At 61.4% G+C, this 16,366-nt stretch carries 16 protein-coding genes and 1 pseudogene; 9 read left to right on the top strand and 8 right to left on the bottom strand.

Features of this window, described 5'->3' with window-relative positions; genetic code table 11:
• Nucleotides 1–372: 372 nt before the first annotated feature.
• Nucleotides 373–1,572, bottom strand: a complete 1,200-nt coding sequence (locus AB4Z53_RS16730; RefSeq protein WP_441596674.1) for a hypothetical protein — start codon at nucleotides 1,570–1,572, stop codon at nucleotides 373–375.
• Between the two features lie 425 nt (nucleotides 1,573–1,997).
• On the opposite strand from AB4Z53_RS16730, the gene parC reads away from it, so the two are divergent.
• Nucleotides 1,998–4,274, top strand: coding sequence for a DNA topoisomerase IV subunit A (gene parC / locus AB4Z53_RS16725; RefSeq protein WP_441596673.1), 2,277 nt, complete (start codon nucleotides 1,998–2,000; stop codon nucleotides 4,272–4,274).
• Here the strand turns inward: parC and AB4Z53_RS16720 are convergent.
• The gene (locus tag AB4Z53_RS16720) at nucleotides 4,264–4,419 is read right to left on the bottom strand and encodes a hypothetical protein (protein ID WP_441596672.1); all 156 of its coding nucleotides are present in this window, start codon (nucleotides 4,417–4,419) and stop codon (nucleotides 4,264–4,266) included. The genes parC and AB4Z53_RS16720 overlap by 11 nt on opposite strands.
• Before the next feature lie 24 nt (nucleotides 4,420–4,443).
• Here AB4Z53_RS16720 and AB4Z53_RS16715 point away from each other — a divergent pair.
• Nucleotides 4,444–4,770 (top strand): annotated as a pseudogene (locus tag AB4Z53_RS16715) (helix-turn-helix domain-containing protein); the annotation flags it as partial.
• A gap of 105 nt (nucleotides 4,771–4,875) precedes the next feature.
• Here the strand turns inward: AB4Z53_RS16715 and AB4Z53_RS16710 are convergent.
• The 4 genes from AB4Z53_RS16710 to hemB form a co-directional block, all read right to left on the bottom strand.
• Nucleotides 4,876–5,772 carry a DMT family transporter gene (locus tag AB4Z53_RS16710; RefSeq protein ID WP_291151562.1) on the bottom strand — a complete coding sequence of 299 codons (897 nt, stop codon included), beginning with the start codon at nucleotides 5,770–5,772 and terminating at the stop codon, nucleotides 4,876–4,878.
• 3 nt (nucleotides 5,773–5,775) lie between these two features.
• Entirely contained in the window at nucleotides 5,776–6,564 is a 789-nt protein-coding gene (locus tag AB4Z53_RS16705; protein ID WP_441596671.1) for an arginyltransferase, read from the bottom strand.
• Nucleotides 6,565–6,705: 141 nt separating this feature from the next.
• Entirely contained in the window at nucleotides 6,706–7,170 is a 465-nt protein-coding gene (locus AB4Z53_RS16700) for an RDD family protein (RefSeq protein ID WP_113536897.1), read from the bottom strand.
• Nucleotides 7,171–7,256: 86 nt separating this feature from the next.
• The gene (hemB, locus tag AB4Z53_RS16695) at nucleotides 7,257–8,273 is read right to left on the bottom strand and encodes a porphobilinogen synthase (protein ID WP_113536898.1); all 1,017 of its coding nucleotides are present in this window, start codon (nucleotides 8,271–8,273) and stop codon (nucleotides 7,257–7,259) included.
• Nucleotides 8,274–8,455: 182 nt separating this feature from the next.
• Between hemB and AB4Z53_RS16690 the strand changes: the two genes are divergently transcribed.
• From AB4Z53_RS16690 to AB4Z53_RS16660, 7 genes are all read left to right on the top strand, one after another.
• The gene (locus AB4Z53_RS16690; RefSeq protein WP_441596746.1) at nucleotides 8,456–8,893 is read left to right on the top strand and encodes a DUF6163 family protein; all 438 of its coding nucleotides are present in this window, start codon (nucleotides 8,456–8,458) and stop codon (nucleotides 8,891–8,893) included.
• 130 nt (nucleotides 8,894–9,023) lie between these two features.
• Complete coding sequence (gene ldtR / locus AB4Z53_RS16685) at nucleotides 9,024–9,536, top strand: transcriptional regulator LdtR (protein WP_113536900.1); 513 nt, start codon at nucleotides 9,024–9,026, stop codon at nucleotides 9,534–9,536.
• A gap of 495 nt (nucleotides 9,537–10,031) precedes the next feature.
• Nucleotides 10,032–11,360, top strand: a complete 1,329-nt coding sequence (locus AB4Z53_RS16680) for a L,D-transpeptidase family protein (protein WP_113536901.1) — start codon at nucleotides 10,032–10,034, stop codon at nucleotides 11,358–11,360.
• Between the two features lie 183 nt (nucleotides 11,361–11,543).
• Nucleotides 11,544–12,839: a serine hydroxymethyltransferase gene (gene glyA, locus AB4Z53_RS16675; RefSeq protein WP_223726924.1), complete on the top strand. Its 1,296-nt coding sequence runs from the start codon at nucleotides 11,544–11,546 to the stop codon at nucleotides 12,837–12,839.
• 10 nt (nucleotides 12,840–12,849) lie between these two features.
• A complete protein-coding gene (gene nrdR / locus AB4Z53_RS16670) occupies nucleotides 12,850–13,323 on the top strand; it encodes a transcriptional regulator NrdR (RefSeq protein ID WP_034803756.1) in 474 nt (157 codons plus the stop codon).
• A gap of 18 nt (nucleotides 13,324–13,341) precedes the next feature.
• Nucleotides 13,342–14,445 (top strand): bifunctional diaminohydroxyphosphoribosylaminopyrimidine deaminase/5-amino-6-(5-phosphoribosylamino)uracil reductase RibD, encoded by a 1,104-nt coding sequence (gene ribD, locus AB4Z53_RS16665; RefSeq protein WP_441596670.1) that lies wholly within the window; start codon nucleotides 13,342–13,344, stop codon nucleotides 14,443–14,445.
• The gene (locus tag AB4Z53_RS16660) at nucleotides 14,445–15,065 is read left to right on the top strand and encodes a riboflavin synthase (protein WP_223726926.1); all 621 of its coding nucleotides are present in this window, start codon (nucleotides 14,445–14,447) and stop codon (nucleotides 15,063–15,065) included. The genes ribD and AB4Z53_RS16660 overlap by 1 nt, the downstream gene beginning before the upstream one ends.
• A gap of 88 nt (nucleotides 15,066–15,153) precedes the next feature.
• On the opposite strand, the gene AB4Z53_RS16655 is transcribed toward AB4Z53_RS16660, so the two are convergent.
• Together AB4Z53_RS16655 and AB4Z53_RS16650 are read right to left on the bottom strand one after the other, a co-directional pair.
• Nucleotides 15,154–15,504, bottom strand: a complete 351-nt coding sequence (locus tag AB4Z53_RS16655; RefSeq protein WP_441596669.1) for a hypothetical protein — start codon at nucleotides 15,502–15,504, stop codon at nucleotides 15,154–15,156.
• A 284-nt stretch (nucleotides 15,505–15,788) separates the two neighbouring features.
• Nucleotides 15,789–16,361, bottom strand: a complete 573-nt coding sequence (locus AB4Z53_RS16650) for a GNAT family N-acetyltransferase (RefSeq protein ID WP_441596668.1) — start codon at nucleotides 16,359–16,361, stop codon at nucleotides 15,789–15,791.
• Nucleotides 16,362–16,366: the final 5 nt, after the last annotated feature.

Below are 16,366 nucleotides of genomic sequence, written 5' to 3'. Positions count from 1 at the left end.
AACGACGGCCTGATTTTGGCATGCACGATTTTGGCAAAAAACGCTATCACCCGGGGCCAAATTTTCTTGGTGGCATGAGTAACGTGTCGAAATAGCAACGGCAGCATAAGCCAAGGCGCGCGCCTTCAAGAAGTGCACTGCCAACCGGCCGCGTGAGCGCAAGTAGTAACGGCCCTTGTTCTGTCGGGGGCGGGCGGGTGCGCAATAAAGATATGCTTGAATGAAGTTGGACCGGAGGTCCTGCGGGCTCGGATAAATCAGACCGGCTGAGCCGCGGAGCCGTCAAAGCTTGCGCGCCCGTGTGGGCGCGCAAAACTCGTTCCGAGGTCGTCTGTTCCCGGCAGTCGGCGACGCCGGGAGCAGGCCAATACATCAGTCGTTCGCGGTCACCTTGACGCCGAGCACCGACGGGATCGTGTTCGGCGCGCCCATGGCAGCGCCCATGATCATCGGGAACGGAACCGGCTTTTCCGGTGCAGCGCTGATCGTCAGGCTCTTCGGGCCATCGAGATAGGCGTTGATGGCGGCGGACACCTGGTTCTGCAGTTCAGGCACGTTGAGCTGGGCCATCATTATCGGCACCAGGCCCTTCAGCGACTGCGCCATCTGATCGCCCGTAACGCCCTGCTGCGAGCCGGCATAGTCCAGCGCCTTCTTGGTGATGGAAGCGTCGTCGAAGCGGATTTCGGCGCTGTTGAAGGTCAGTTGCTGCACCAGTCCCATCATGGCGAGGCCCATGGCCTGGTTTGCCTCTTCCTTGTTCGGATTGGCCTCGGCCGCCTTCATCGCTTCCTGCATAGATTTGACGAAGCCCAGCGTGTAGCCGGAGATATCGAAGGCGAAGTTCAGCCGGCCGACGTTCTTGAAGTCGAAGGCGTATTCTTCCAGGGCGACATTGCCGCTTTCGACTTCCCAGCTGCCCTTCATCGTCAGAGCACCGTCAATGGTCGTGAGGCCGAGCTTTGCGATCGCGTCCTTCGTCTTGGCGTCTTCGACCGAAGAAAGGTCTGCCTTGATGCCGGAAGCCGTCGCGTCGAAGTCGAAGCCGGCGTCATTTTCCTGGCGTGCCAGGTTGGCTTCGGTGCTTTCGAGCGAGAATACTTCCTTACCCTTGGCGTTGAGCGTTATCGGGCCCGTGCTCGCGCTTTCGTAGAGAAGGATGTCGTTGATTGTCTCGCCCTTGGCATTGGCGGGAATCGTAAGGCCAGAGAGCAGGATGTCCTTGACCGAGAGGCTGCCTTCTTCCTGGCTGAGGTTCACGTCCGGGAAGGTTACGGTTTCGGCGTAGTAGCCACCGCCCTCGGTTTCCTCAACGCCTTCAAAGGTCAGATCGCCGATCTTCAGGTTTGTCGGTTCGCCCGGCTGGCTGGCGAACTTCAGCTGCACGCCGGTCACCGTCACCTTGTCGCCGTCGACTTCGGCCTTGTCATAGGTGAGGGAGGTGCCGTTCGCGTTCGTTGCCGCATCGAGCTTCTTCATCAGGTCCGCGCCATCGAGTGCGAAGGCCGGGCTGGCGAGAGTAAGGAGCGCGGCGCTCGCCATCATCAGGCGGATCTTGCGCGTGTGCATCATTGTCGAGTTCCTTCGTAAAATCTTTGATTGTGTAGCTGTTTCGAAGATGAGGCTTGGCTAATCTGGTTTGTCCCGGCAGAGGGCGTCAACTGGGAGCGAACGGCAACATCCGGCAGTTTTCGGCGGCCAGTTCGTGTCTTGCAATCCCCCTCACAGATCGTCCAAATCAACTGCAGCCGAAGCTATTACGAAACAGGGCGAAATTATATTCGCTTGGCCAAACCGCACATGTTCCTGACCGGGCATGCTTTCCGGGATGTTACCAAGCGCTCGCCTCAGACGCATAGCGGCCCGACCGTTGCACGAACATTGCGCCGGAGCAAGCGGATCGCTTCAGGCGCCAACTGTCGGCTGGCCGGGGGTTCTCCACAATCGCATCCCCTGAAAACCTTGCTGTTCCGGGTTTGTTGCGCTAGCAAGGACCTATGGGACAAAGCCTTAATCCCCCGTCAGGCGGGGACGACAATATTCAGCCGGTTGACCTCAAGGCGGCGCTGGAAGAGCGTTATCTCGCCTATGCCTTGTCGACCATCATGCACCGCGCGCTTCCGGACGTTCGCGACGGGTTGAAGCCCGTGCACCGCCGCATCGTGCATGCGATGAGCGAGATGGGTCTCAGACCCAATTCATCGTTCAAGAAATGCGCCCGCATCGTCGGCGACGTCATGGGTAAGTTCCACCCGCACGGCGACGCCTCGATCTATGACGCGCTGGTGCGCCTGTCCCAGGAGTTTGCGATCCGCTATCCGCTGGTCGACGGCCAGGGCAACTTCGGCAACATCGACGGCGATAACGCTGCAGCGATGCGATACACCGAAGCGAAGATGACGGACGTCTGTTCGCTGCTTCTTGAGGGTATCGACCAGGACGCGGTGGATTTCCGCCCCACCTATAACGAAGAGGACCAGGAGCCGACCGTGCTTCCCGGTGCCTTCCCGAACCTGCTTGCAAACGGTGCAACCGGCATTGCAGTCGGCATGGCGACCTCGATCCCGCCGCACAACGCGCATGAACTGTGCGATGCGGCGCTGCATCTCATCCGCCATCCGGAAGCGAGCGTCGAGGATCTGCTTTACGATCCGGCCAATCCGCAGAAGGGCGGCATCGAAGGACCTGATTTCCCGACCGGCGGCGTGATCGTCGAGAGCCGCGAAAGCATGGCCGAATCCTATCGCACGGGCCGTGGCGGCTTCCGCGTCCGTGCCCGCTGGGTTCAGGAGGACATTGGTCGTGGCGGCTACCAGATCGTCGTCACCGAAATTCCCTACCAGGTCCAGAAGTCGCGCCTGATCGAAAAGATTGCCGAGCTGCTGGTGGCCCGCAAACTGCCGCTGCTCGAAGACATTCGCGACGAATCCGCGGAAGATGTCCGCATCGTACTGGTGCCGAAGAGCCGCTCGGTCGACGCCGGCATCCTGATGGAGTCGCTGTTCAAGCTGACCGAGCTCGAAAGCCGCATCTCGCTCAACATGAACGTCCTGTCCATGGGGCGCGTGCCGCGGGTCATGGCGATCAACGAGGTGCTGTCGGAATGGCTGGCGCACCGCCGCGAGGTATTGCAGCGCCGGTCCCGCCATCGCCTGGCGGCGATCGACCGCCGGCTCGAGATCCTTGGCGGTTACCTCGTCGCCTATCTGAACATCGACGAAGTCATTCGCATCATCCGCGAAGAGGACGAGCCCAAGCCTGTGATGATGGAGCGGTTCTCGCTCACGGACCTTCAGGCCGAGTCGATCCTCAACATGCGCCTGCGCTCGTTGCGCCGGCTCGAAGAGTTCGAGATCCGCACAGAATTCGACGCCCTGTCGAAGGAAAAGGCCGAAATCGAGGCGCTGCTCGCCTCCGAGGAGAAGCAGTGGCAGACCGTCGCCTGGGAGATCGGTGAGGTCAAAAAGAAGTTTGCCAAGGCGACCGATATCGGTAAGCGCCGCAGCACGTTTGCCGATGCTCCGGAAGCCGACGTGGAGGCGATCCAGCAGGCGATGATCGAAAAGGAACCGATCACCGTCGTCATCTCGGAAAAGGGCTGGATCCGTGCGCTGAAGGGCCATATCTCCGACACGTCCTCGCTCCAGTTCAAGGAGGGTGATGCGCTCAAGGTGGCGTTCCCGGCGCAGACGACGGACAAGATCCTGGTCTTTACGACCGGCGGCAAGGTCTACACGCTTGGCGGCGACAAGCTGCCCGGCGGTCGCGGGCATGGCGAACCGCTGCGCATCATCGTCGACATGGAGAACGATCAGGACGTCCTGATCGCCTTTGTTCACGATCCGGCGCGCAAGCTGATCGTCTCGTCGGCGGCAGGTAACGGCTTCGTCGTGACGGAAAGCGACATCGTCGCCAATACTCGCAAGGGCAAGCAGGTGATGAACGTCTCGATGCCGGACGAAACGAAGCTGGTCGTGCCGGTCAAGGGCGACCATGTTGCTGTCGTCGGCGAGAACCGCAAGATGCTCGTCTTCCCGCTCGTCCAGATCCCTGAAATGGCGCGCGGCAAGGGCGTCCGGTTGCAGCGCTACAAGGATGGCGGCATCTCCGACATTCGCTGCTTCACGATCGCTGAGGGGCTCATCTGGGAAGACAGCGCTGGCCGCGTCTTCACCAAGACGAAGGATGAACTGATCGAGTGGCAGGCGGACCGCGCATCGGCTGGCCGCGTCGTTCCGAAGGGCTTCCCGCGCAGCGGAAAGTTCAGCGGCTGATCTTGAAGTCCCAGCCATGCGGCCGATTGGCTGCATGGCTGGTGTCCCATTTCGGGGCGTCGAATTTTTGCATTAAGGTATTGGAAACACAGTTGAAACCGAGCGAAATGCGGCGCTTGTAAGGTGTCGCCGTATCGTGGATCACTGCCCATCCAACAGGATGGAGATGATGCCGAACGCCAGCACCCTCGACGACATTCTCCTGGCGCTCGCCAGCCCGATACGCCGGCGGATCTTCGAGATCCTGTTTGCCGGTGAGGCGCGCGTCGCCGACATTGCCACGGCGGTGGCGGTCCGAGGCGAAGAGCTGGAGAAGCATATCGCGCTACTGGAAGCCGCCGGGCTCATCACGCGCCTGCGGCGCCGTGAGGGCGAATCGCTGAGCGGAAATCCGGCACCTTTGAGCGAGGCGGCCACCTGGATCAACACCAACCGCGAGCTTTGGGCGATGCGCGTGCAAATGCCGGAAACCAGGCTGGCATCCGCCGCGCCGGAGCCTGTGCCCGAGCGGACACCGGTGCGCGACCGTCGCAACGAAACGGATCAGAAGTCGCGCCGTCCCCGGCCAACCGGTCCTCGCCGCGACAATTGACCGGTTGCGCTACTCGGCGCAGGCCACTGCGGCCCTGAGCGCTCTGCTGCGCATCTGCCAGAGCGAATGGCCGATGAGCGCGAAGATCAAAATCGCGCCGCCCATCAAGGTCTGCGTCGTCGGAGTTTCGGCAAAGACCAGCCAGACCCAGATCGGCGCGAGGATCGTTTCCAGCAGATAGAACATGCCCACTTCCGGCGCCGAGAGGTAACGCGGTCCCGTCGCAAGGCAGAAGAATGCAAGCGGGATCATCACGAGCCCGTTGAAGAAGATGTAGCCGGGTTCCGCAATCGTGAAGCCCGAAGAGGGCAGCATCAAGAGCGCAAGTGCTCCCGGGAAGATCGCTGTGACCAGTGGCACGAGCGCCATGTCGCGTTTGCTTGCGCGGCTGATCGTGATCGCGCTTGCAAGCAGGAAGGCGGAGGATGCCGCCATCGCGTCACCGAAAAGATGGCCGCTTTCCAATCCGTCCTGGACGATCAAGCCGACGCCGAACACCATGACCAGCATGGTCGCGAGCGTGGCGTTCGATGGTCGTTCCTTCAGGAAGATCCAGGAAAGAATGGCGGCGAACATCGAGGTGAAGGCGAGGATGAAGACCACGTTGGCCGTCGATGTGTTGAAGACGGCAAGCAGGAACGTGCAGGAATTGATGCCGTAGAACAGCCCGACCACGAGGCCTGTCTTGCCCGGCAGAAGGGAGATCTTCCGGCCGAAGAGGCGGTTGATCACGAACCAGGTGCCAAGCGCGATGACGAAGGTCGACAGGCTGCGCACGGCAAGCAGTGACCAGACGTCGCCACCGGCGGAACGAATGAGCGGGATGTCGAAGGAAAGTGCAAGGCCACCGATGCCGGTGATGGCAAGGCCGCGCCGGTGCATCGCGGCATCAGAAGATGAACTCAATTTCTAACCCGTTTTCGTAGGAGCGGCTTCCAGGGTGGTGTCCCCGCCTTCATAGCGTTCCCAGCCACGGGCCATAAGGTGTTCTTGCGGCAAAAACTTTGTTTTATAGCCCATCTTCCGCGATCCCTTGACCCAATAGCCAAGATAGACGTGGGGAAGGCCGCGCTCTTTGGCAYGGCGAATATGGTCAAGAATCATGAAAGTGCCGAGCGATCGGTCTTCGTGGGCGGGATCGAAGAACGAATAGACCATGGAAAGCCCGTCGCCCATGCGATCGGTCAGCGCTGCGGCGATGAGCGGTCCACGCGCCTTCTGGCTGATCCCGTCGCCTTCGACCCGCAGGCGGTACTCGATGATCTTCGTGTGCACGTGCGTGTCTTCGACCATCATTGCATAATCGAGGACCGACATGTCCGACATGCCGCCCTTCTGATGGCGACGGTCGAGATAGCGGCGGAAGAGATTGTACTGTTCGCTGGAAGGTTCGGCCGGATACTCGGCCGAAATCACGTCGTGATTGGTCGCAAGCACCCGGCGCATCGAGCGGCTGGGTGCGAACTCGTTGGCAAGGATCCGCACCGAGATGCAGGCGCGGCAAGTCTCGCACGCCGGGCGATAGGCGATGTTCTGCGAGCGGCGGAAACCGCCCTGCGTCAGGAGGTCGTTGAGTTCCGGCGCGCGCTCGCCGACCATGTGGGTGAAGACTTTTCGCTCCATCTCGTTCGGCAGATAAGGGCAGGCTGCCGGCGCAGTCAGGTAGAATTGCGGAGACGGTGCGGTCTGTGTGTTCATCGAGTGCGGAGGTCAATCTTCGCGCGGTTGTTCATGACAATAGCATGGCGGAAGAATGGAAAACGTCAACTCACTCGTTTGCAGCTTCCGCCTCCGCCGGCCAGTTATTTTAGCGTTGTCGACAATAGTCTGCGCTTCCGGTCAGTACATGTCGCGGCGGACGGTGACGGTGCCGATCAGCAGGTCGTGCAGCAAGCGGCTTCGATCGGTAAAAAGACCGATCAGGAGGATCAGCGGCGTCAGCAGGGCGTTGGCGATCCAGAAGATGACGAGATGCACGATTGCGGTCAGGAAATCCATCGGACGTCCGTCGGTGCGCGCGATCGCAAGGCCCATCATCCGCATGCCGGGCGAAGCCTGCTCGCGACCGCCGACCGTCAGGCCGAAATAGAGCATCGCGACGATCGCAAAGAGCGCCGGATAGAGCATGAAGCCAAGGCCGAGCGTGAGGATGCCTAGGAAAAAGACGACGACTGCCGCGGGAATCCACAGCAGCCCGATGATGGCGTAATCGAGCAGGAAGGCAAATATGCGCCGGGACAGCACGCCCTGATAGGCGCGCCAATCATTGCTCGGCAGCCTCAGTTCTTCGTTGTGCATGGTCATCCGTTTCAGCCTCGCTTGGTTCCATTGAGGATATGGGATCACACCCCGGCCAAAACAAGGAGAAAAGACTTGATCGGATTGCTGATCTAGCGGCCCTTGGCGAGGATGCGAGCCACTTCGACGGCGAAATAGCTGAGGATGCCGTCGCAGCCGGCGCGCTTGAAGGCGAGCAGCGTTTCCAGCATCACCTTGTCGCCGTCGATCCAGCCGTTTGCGGCGGCTGCCTTCACCTGCGAATATTCGCCGGAAACCTGATAGGCGAAGACCGGCAGGCCGAATGCCTCCTTCATGCGCCAGCAGATGTCGAGATAGGGAAGGCCGGGCTTCACCATCAGCATGTCGGCGCCTTCCTCGACGTCGAGGGCCGCGTCGCGGATCGCCTCGGTGCCGTTGGCCGGGTCAATGTAATAGGTCTTCTTGTCGCCCTTCAGCAGCCCGCCGGTGCCGATCGCCTCGCGATAGGGACCGTAGAAGCCTGAGGCGAACTTCGTCGCATAGGCCATGATGCCGACATTCTGGTGTCCGGCTGCGTCGAGCGCCTGGCGGATCGCGCCGATGCGACCATCCATCATGTCGGAGGGTGCGATGATGTCGGAGCCGGCATCCGCCTGGGCGACCGCTGCCCTGGAGATCATCTCGACGGTTTCATCGTTGACGATCTCGCCGTTGCGCAGGATGCCGTCATGGCCATGGCTGGTGAAGGGGTCCAGCGCCACGTCGGTGATGATGCCGATCTCGGGTACTGCCTTCTTGAAGGCGCGGGTCGCCTGGTTGATCAGGTTATCGGCGGCAAGGCTGTTGGAGCCGGTCTCGTCGCGCAGCGACATGTCGACGTTCGGGAAGGTGGCGATCGCCGGAATGCCGAGGTCGGCCGCTTCCTTGACCGCTTCCACGGCCTTGTCGACGCTCATCCGGTTGACGCCGGGCATGGCATCGATCGGCTCCACGATATTGCTGCCCGGCACGATGAAGATCGGCCAGATGAGATCGTCGACAGTCAGGCGGTTTTCCTGCACCAGTCGTCGCGTCCAGTCGGCCTTGCGGTTGCGGCGCATGCGGCGGTGGCCGGTAATCCTGTCCACAAGATTTGTCCTGTCGTTCATTGGGCCCGCGCCTTTCCGGTCAAAATCGTCGTTGGCCAAGCGCTTTATCATGGGCCGACGGCAATTGGGAACCGCGCGACCGGGAAACGGGCTGCGGCATTTCTTCTCTCAATGATGCGGTAGGGGAGGGGAAGCTGCGATCCCGCTGGCGGATGAGGAAGACCCGCCCTATCTTGCCGGCCATGCTTCATGATTCTGCCCATGTGCTGAAACCTTCGCTGACCGAGATCCTCTTCGGTCTCTTCCTGCGTCTCGTTTCCGCCTCATGCATCTGGTTCGCACTCAACTACTGGGCCATGCTGATCGGCTTTTCCCATGGCGGTGCCGGGCGGTTCGATCTCTTGACGCCCGAATGGCGTGCGGCGGCGACCGCGCTTGCCGTCGTCTATCCCGTTGCGGCCCTCGGCCTCTGGTTGCTCGTCTCCTGGGGGCCCGTGGTCTGGGTGGTCGCAGCGGCGATCGAAATCGCGATGTACGAGTTCTATCCGGCCAGTTTCGGCGCGCGTCCAATGCTGGTCGTGCTGCATGTGGCGGTTGCCGTGACTTTCGTTCTTTTCCGGGCGGCGCTGCTCTATCAGCGCTGGCGGCAGGCCAAGCAGGTAAGAGTTGATTCACCCTGAGACAGGCTCGTCAAATGGCAAGCTCTTGTTAAGGCTGCGGTTTAAGTAGAATTTTAGACGTATTCGATAGGGTCTCACTCAAGGCGGGAAGACAAACAGACACCGCCAAACAAAACAGTGAGGCAGTCAAATGAACACCAAGATGAAGCCGCAGGTTGCTGCGCCCCGAGACCCCCAGGAAGAAACCATCCGCGGTCTCTATATGGAATCCCTCCACCTCGTCGAGCGCCTGCATCGCCGTCTGCTCGACGTCATCAAGGACGAGTTCGATCGCGAAGGTCGCAGCGACGTCAACGCCGTCCAGGCCCTGTTGCTCTTCAATATCGGCAACTCGGAACTGACCGCCGGCGAACTTCGCTCCCGCGGCTATTACCTCGGCTCGAACGTTTCCTACAACGTCAAGAAGCTTGTCGATCTCGGCCTGATCAACCACCAGCGCTCGCGCGTCGACCGTCGCTCGGTCCGCATCAGCTTGACGGAAGATGGCCAGGACATCGCTGAAACTGTTGCCAAGCTTTACGAGCGCCACATCGGCTCGATCCAGAAGGTCGGCGGCATCGGTTCGGACGAGTTTACCCAGATGAACAAGCTCCTGCAGCGTCTCGATCGCTTCTGGAACGACTCGATCATGTATCGCCTGTAATCCGGGTCAAAACCTCCAGTTCAAGGGTCGGGCGCAATCCCTGCGTGTCCGACCTTTGCCATTTGCGACCTTCCCATCCTGTTGCTGAAAAGCCGCACCGCTGCAGCGCCGCATTCCGGGGTTCGGGCTGCCTTCCAAGCGGAAAATATTAGAAAATCAAAATGTTGCCGTCCGCAGGCTGGTCCGCCAAACGCCCGCGGTGGTGAAAAGCAAAAGGCGTGCCATGTCGCGGTTCAGCCTCGCCGAGACACGAATTGGCCATATTGCTGTGACAGCGACGACGACATGCGGTAGGTGCGGCCACGTGTTTTCTGACGTGTGGATTCGTTTCGCGTTTCGCCTGCCGGATGAGGGTCCTCACTCGCGGTATCGTGAAATCATGTGAGGGCAGGGTGGCTCGTTGGTTGACCTTTGTTAACCACGATCGTGTTAGGGCTCCGGCAGCGTGCGTTTCAGCGCATAGGGCGCGTGCCAACGCATTGGGATGGTAGGAATATGTCGAAAAAGAATGGAATTGATGCATTCTCGCGCCGCGCCTTTCTGCGCTCGGCAGCAACCTTCGGCGCTGTGGCAGTCGCCGGCGCGGCAAGCGCACAGGATGCCCTGAACGAGATCATCAATTCGCCTCGCCGCGGCTCCTGGGACGACCAGTTTGACGCAAAAGGGGCATCGCGTACCGCGACGACGGTCGTTTCGAATACGCCTGTCTTCGGTCCGGAGACGATCGCCCACGTGCAGCAGGCGATTTTCGACTACCAGAACATCGTTTCTCAAGGTGGTTGGCCGACGGTCCAGACCAGCGTCAAGCTCGAGCTCGGCGTTACCGATCCCTCGGTACAGCAGCTCCGCCAGCGCCTGATGGTTTCCGGCGATCTACCGCGTTCGGCCGGCGTTTCCTCGTCCTTTGACAGCTACGTCGAAGGCGCCGTCAAGCGCTTCCAGGCGCGCCATGGCCTGCCGCCGGATGGCGTTATCGGCGAATACACACTGAAGGCAATCAACGTCGACGCCAACACCCGCCTCGGCCAGCTCCAGACCAACCTGGTGCGTCTGCAGTCGATGTCCGGCGATCTCGGTCGCCGTTACGTGATGGTCAACATTCCGGCCGCCTATATCGAAGCGGTGGAGAACGGCCGCGTGGCGCTGCGCCACACGGCGATCGTCGGCAAGATCGATCGTCAGTCGCCGATTCTCAACTCGAAGATCTACGAGGTTATTCTCAACCCCTATTGGACCGCGCCGCGTTCGATCATCCAGAAGGATATCATGCCGCTGATGCGTAAGGATCCGACCTACCTCGCACGCAACTCGATCCGTCTGTTCGACGGCAGCGGCGGCGAAGTGTCTCCGGAGACGGTCGACTGGAACGCCGAAAAGGCGCCGAACCTGATGTTCCGCCAGGACCCAGGCAAGATCAACGCGATGTCGTCGACGAAGATCAACTTCCACAACGAGCATCAGGTCTACATGCACGATACGCCGCAGCAGGGCCTGTTCAACAAGCTCATGCGCTTCGAATCGTCCGGTTGCGTGCGCGTGCAGAACGTGCGCGACCTTTCGACCTGGCTGCTCAAGGAAACGCCCGGCTGGTCGCGCCAGCAGATCGAGGCGACCATCAAGACCGGCGTCAACACGCCGATCACGCTCGCCGAGGAAGTTCCCGTCTTCTTCACCTACATCACGGCTTGGTCCGCCAAGGACGGGGTGGTCCAGTTCCGCGACGACATCTACCAGCGCGACGGCGCTACCGAACTGGCGCTTCAGACCCCCTATGGCGTCGAGCAGTCCGCCGGTTCGGTCGACCAGGACGCACTGCCGCAATAAGCAGATTTGCGACACGAGATCGAAAAGCCGCGCTCTCCCCGGGAGCGCGGCTTTTTCGTGCGCCGGACCCCGCGATATTTCGGCGCGGCAGATAGGGGAAATGACGCAAACCGCACAGCGGATATTGCTCTCTCCGTGCGAGGAAGTTAAAGAACTGCCACCCTTGAGAGGAGCCTCGCGCCGATGCCTGAACAGACCAATGACGCCTTCTTCACCCGCTCTCTGGCCGACAGCGATCCGGACATCTTTGGTGCGATCGAGAAGGAGCTGGGTCGTCAGCGCCACGAGATCGAGCTGATCGCCTCCGAGAACATCGTTTCCCGCGCCGTGCTCGAAGCCCAGGGCTCGATCATGACCAACAAATACGCCGAGGGCTATCCGGGCAAGCGCTACTACGGCGGCTGCCAGTTCGTCGACATCGCCGAGGAACTGGCGATCGAACGTGCCAAGAAGCTGTTCGGCGTCAACTTCGCCAACGTTCAGCCGAACTCCGGTTCGCAGATGAACCAGGCCGTGTTCCTGGCGCTCTTGCAGCCCGGCGACACCTTCATGGGCCTCGACCTCAATTCGGGCGGTCACCTGACGCACGGATCGCCGGTCAACATGTCCGGCAAGTGGTTCAACGTCGTTTCCTACGGCGTGCGTGAAGACGATCACCTGCTCGACATGGACAATGTTGCCGAGCAGGCACGCAAGCACAAGCCGAAGCTCATCATCGCCGGCGGCACCGCCTATTCGCGCATCTGGGACTGGAAGCGCTTCCGCGAGATTGCTGACGAAGTCGGCGCCTGGCTGATGGTCGACATGGCCCACATCGCCGGCCTCGTTGCCGGTGGCCAGCATCCGTCGCCGTTCCCGCACTGCCACGTTGCCACGACCACGACGCATAAGTCGCTCCGTGGTCCGCGCGGCGGCATGGTTCTGACCAACGACGAAGATATCGCCAAGAAGATCAACTCGGCCGTCTTCCCGGGCCTCCAGGGCGGTCCGCTGATGCACGTCATCGCTGCGAAGGCGGTTGCGTTCGGCGAAGCGCTGCAGCCGTCGTTCAAGGACTATGCGGCCCAGATCGTCAAGAACGCCCGCACGCTTTCCGAAACGCTGAAGGCCAACGGCCTCGATATCGTATCCGGTGGCACCGACAACCACCTGATGCTGGTCGACCTGCGCAAGAAGAACGCGACGGGCAAGCGCGCAGAAGCCGCTCTCGGCCGCGCCTTCATCACCTGCAACAAGAACGGCATTCCGTTCGATCCTGAGAAGCCCTTTGTCACCTCGGGCGTCCGTCTCGGCACGCCTGCCGGCACGACCCGCGGCTTTAAGGAAGCCGAGTTCAAGGAAATCGGCGAGCTGATCGTCGAGGTCCTCGACGGCCTGAAGGTCGCCAACTCCGACGAGGGCAATGCCGCCGTCGAGGCGGGTGTTCGTGAAAAGGTCGTCAAGCTGACCGACCGTTTCCCGATGTACGGCTACATGTGATCGTTCGCCCATGCGCTGCCCCTATTGCGGTTCTGAAGACAGTCAGGTGAAGGATTCCCGTCCGGCAGAGGACGGGAATGCCATTCGCCGCCGCCGGATTTGTCCGGATTGCGGAGGTCGTTTCACGACCTTCGAACGGGTGCAGTTGCGTGAGTTGATGATCATCAAGAAGACCGGTCGGAAGGTTCCTTTCGACCGGGACAAACTTTTGCGGTCCTTCGAGATCGCACTGCGGAAGCGTCCGGTCGACCGGGACCGAATCGAGCGGGCTGTTTCCGGCATCGTGCGTCGCCTCGAAAGCTCCGGCGAGACCGAGATCCCCTCGGAGGAAATCGGCCTGCAGGTGCTCGAAGCGCTGAAGAGCCTCGATGACGTTGCCTTCGTGCGCTACGCTTCGGTTTATCGCGATTTCTCGCATGCCGAGGATTTCGAGAAGGTCATCACCGAGATCAGCGCCAAGATCGCGCGCGATCCCGGCGAGTAGCTCACGCTGGATAGAGCCATGACAGCGCCCAACCGTGAAGACGAGAGGTTCATGGCCGCGGCGCTGAGGCTGGCCCGCCATCATCTCGGACAGACATCCACCAATCCTTCCGTCGCCTGCGTCATCGTCAAGGACGGCGTCATCGTCGGCCGCGCTGTGACGGCGCGAAGCGGCCGTCCGCATGCCGAAACTCAGGCGCTTGCCGAAGCGGGCGAGGAGGCGAGGGGCGCGACCGCCTACGTGACACTGGAGCCCTGCTCGCATCACGGTAAGACGCCGCCTTGCGCCGACGCGCTTGTCGCATCCGGCGTTTCCCGCGTGGTGATCGCGATCCTCGACCCGGACGAGCGCGTCGCCGGGCGTGGTGTCGTGCGGCTGCGTGACGCCGGCATCACCGTCGATATCGGTGTCCTTGCGGAAGACGGACAGCACGCACTTGAAGCTTATCTCATGCGTCAGGTCAGCCGGCGGCCCTATGTGACTCTCAAGCTTGCCGTTTCCGCTGATGGCATGATCGGCCGGAAGGGGGAGGGGCAGGTGCGGATTACCGGCCCCATCTCGCGCGGCCAGGTGCAGATGCTGAGAGCCGAGACCGATGCGATCCTGGTCGGCATCGGCACGGCGACGGCCGACGATCCCGAATTGACCGTGCGGTTGCCGGGGCTCGAACATCGTTCGCCGCTACGCATCGTGCTTGATCGCCGCCTCGACCTGCCGCTTTTTTCGAAGCTGGCGCGAACGGCGCGGGATGTCCCGGTGATCGTGGTATCGAGTGATGAATCCGGCGATGCGGACACCGACGATGGCCGCACCGCACGCAAGGCAGCCCTGGAGGCTGCCGGCGTCGAGGTGCTCGAGGCCGGTTCGATTGCCGACCTGCTGGCGGCCCTTGCTTCCCGTGGCCTCTCCTCGCTGATGGTCGAAGGCGGAGCTGTCGCGGCGCGTGCGTTTCTCGATGCGGGCCTCGTCGATCGTATCCAGCTCTACACCGGGCCTGGGACGATTGGCGAAAACGGCATCGCATCCCCATTTGACCGTAGGTCCGTGCCGACAGGCTACCGACGCATCGCCGAGGCACGGTATGGCGACGATCTGTTCGAGGAATACGAAAGAGAGAGCTAATGTTCACAGGTATTGTTACCGATATCGGCACCGTCGATGCCGTCACCCCGCTCAAGGAAGGCATCAAGCTGCGCGTTGCCACGAGCTATGATCCGAAGACCATCGACATGGGGGCTTCGATCGCCCATTCCGGCGTGTGCCTGACGGTGACTGCCCTTCCTGACGCCGGCAGCAACGAGCGCTGGTTCGAGGTCGAAGCCTGGGAAGAGGCACTGCGGTTGACGACGATCGCGGGGTGGGCGAAGGGCACGCGGATCAACCTCGAGCGGTCGCTGAAGATCGGCGATGAACTTGGCGGTCACCTGGTCTCCGGTCACGTCGACGACAAGGCGGAAATCCTCTCGGTCGAGCCGGAAGGCGACGCGGTGCGCTTCCGGTTGCGGGCCCCCGAGCATCTGGCAAAGTTCGTTGCTCCGAAGGGCTCCGTCGCGCTCGATGGCACGTCGCTGACGGTCAACAAGGTCGACGGCGCAGAATTCGACGTGCTGCTCATCCGCCATTCGCTTGAGGTCACGACCTGGGGAGAGCGCAAGGCGGGCGATTTTGTGAACTTCGAAGTCGACACCATGGCCCGTTATGCAGCGCGGTTGGCCGAGTTTCCGGCACCCAAGCCGGCGTGAGAAACGTCTGAAGGTCTTGCCGGGGCCATCTCGAAAGCAAACCGCCCCCGACTGGGGGCGGTGGCGTTTTGGGAGGGTGATTTGAGGCTCAGCGCAGATAGAAGGTCAGGCTGCCATCGGCCGCCTGTTCCGCACCGGCGATGTTGCTTATCTCGACGTTCTGGCCCTTCAGCTTGGCGGCCAGCGGCTTGTTGGCGTGGACCGCGGCGTGCAAGGCCGAGACTTGCTTCGGCGTGGCTTCCTTGAGCCAGGTCCGTGTCTCGCTCGATTCCTTGAGCGTGTCGACGTCAACGATGTTGAAGTGGTTTCCCTTGAACTGACGTACGGTCTGATCGATATGCGCCGGCCAGTTCATCGCGGTGCCTGCCGCGAAGGAGACGCCCCCGAAGGAAAGGGCGGAGAGAGCAGCGATGACGGAAAGCTTGGCTATGCGGTTCATGGTCATGCTCCTAGGTTGCTTGCGACAGCGTGACCGTCGGCCTCCTACCCGAACGCGGGACCCTCAGGGGTCTCGGAGGCCGATCTCCATTTCGTGCCGCAGCGGCCAGCAGATGTCGCTTGCGGGTTGCGTAACCCGCAGCAGGACGTGCCGGACTGTTTCGACTGATTGGGGCGGCGTTTCCTCGGCTTGGGGCGGGGGCGCGTCGTGCCAACGCCTAGGAAACTGGGCTGGAATCTGGCCGTTTCCGTGGCACCTGGGGCCGCAAAACAATTAAAAATTGTTCATGTTTCGGAGTGCGCACGCATGTTCCTCGTGGTCGAGGCCGATGCTTTCTGATGGCGTTCGAACATGATCACGTGATTGCCGTGATAGGTCGTTCGCCAGAACTCCTGGAAGCCGTGCTTTTCCGCGACACGGATGGAGGCGTGGTTGCCGATGTCGATGATGCAGGTCTTCCGCAGTGTCGGAAACTGCTGATCGGCCCATTTGAGCGCAGCACTGACGGCCTCGGTTGCCAGGCCTCGGCCATGAGCCTTTGGCGACAGCGCCCATCCGGTTTCCATCGTCCCTTCGAGCGACGGCGTGATGGCCCGGTGCACGTCGTGGAACCCGGCTTCGCCAAGAAAGGTGCCTGTCTCCCGGTCCTGGATGGCAAAGAAGCCGAAGCCGAAATAGTGCCACATGCCGACCTGGCGCAGGAAACGGGTCCAGGATTGTTCGCGCGTAAACGGCACCCCGCCGACGTAACGGATAACCTCGGCATCGCCGAACAGCGCAGCGTAAGAGGGGAAGTCGTCACGGCGATAGGGGCGCAGGATGAGGCGATCAGTCTCGATGATAGGCACGCTATACATGTTCG

The organism is Ensifer sp. 2TAB8, assembly GCF_052115125.1.
GTDB lineage: Bacteria > Pseudomonadota > Alphaproteobacteria > Rhizobiales > Rhizobiaceae > Ensifer.
The sequence above is the reverse complement of the archived record's forward strand: the minus strand, read 5'-3'. Positions and strand labels throughout refer to the sequence as shown.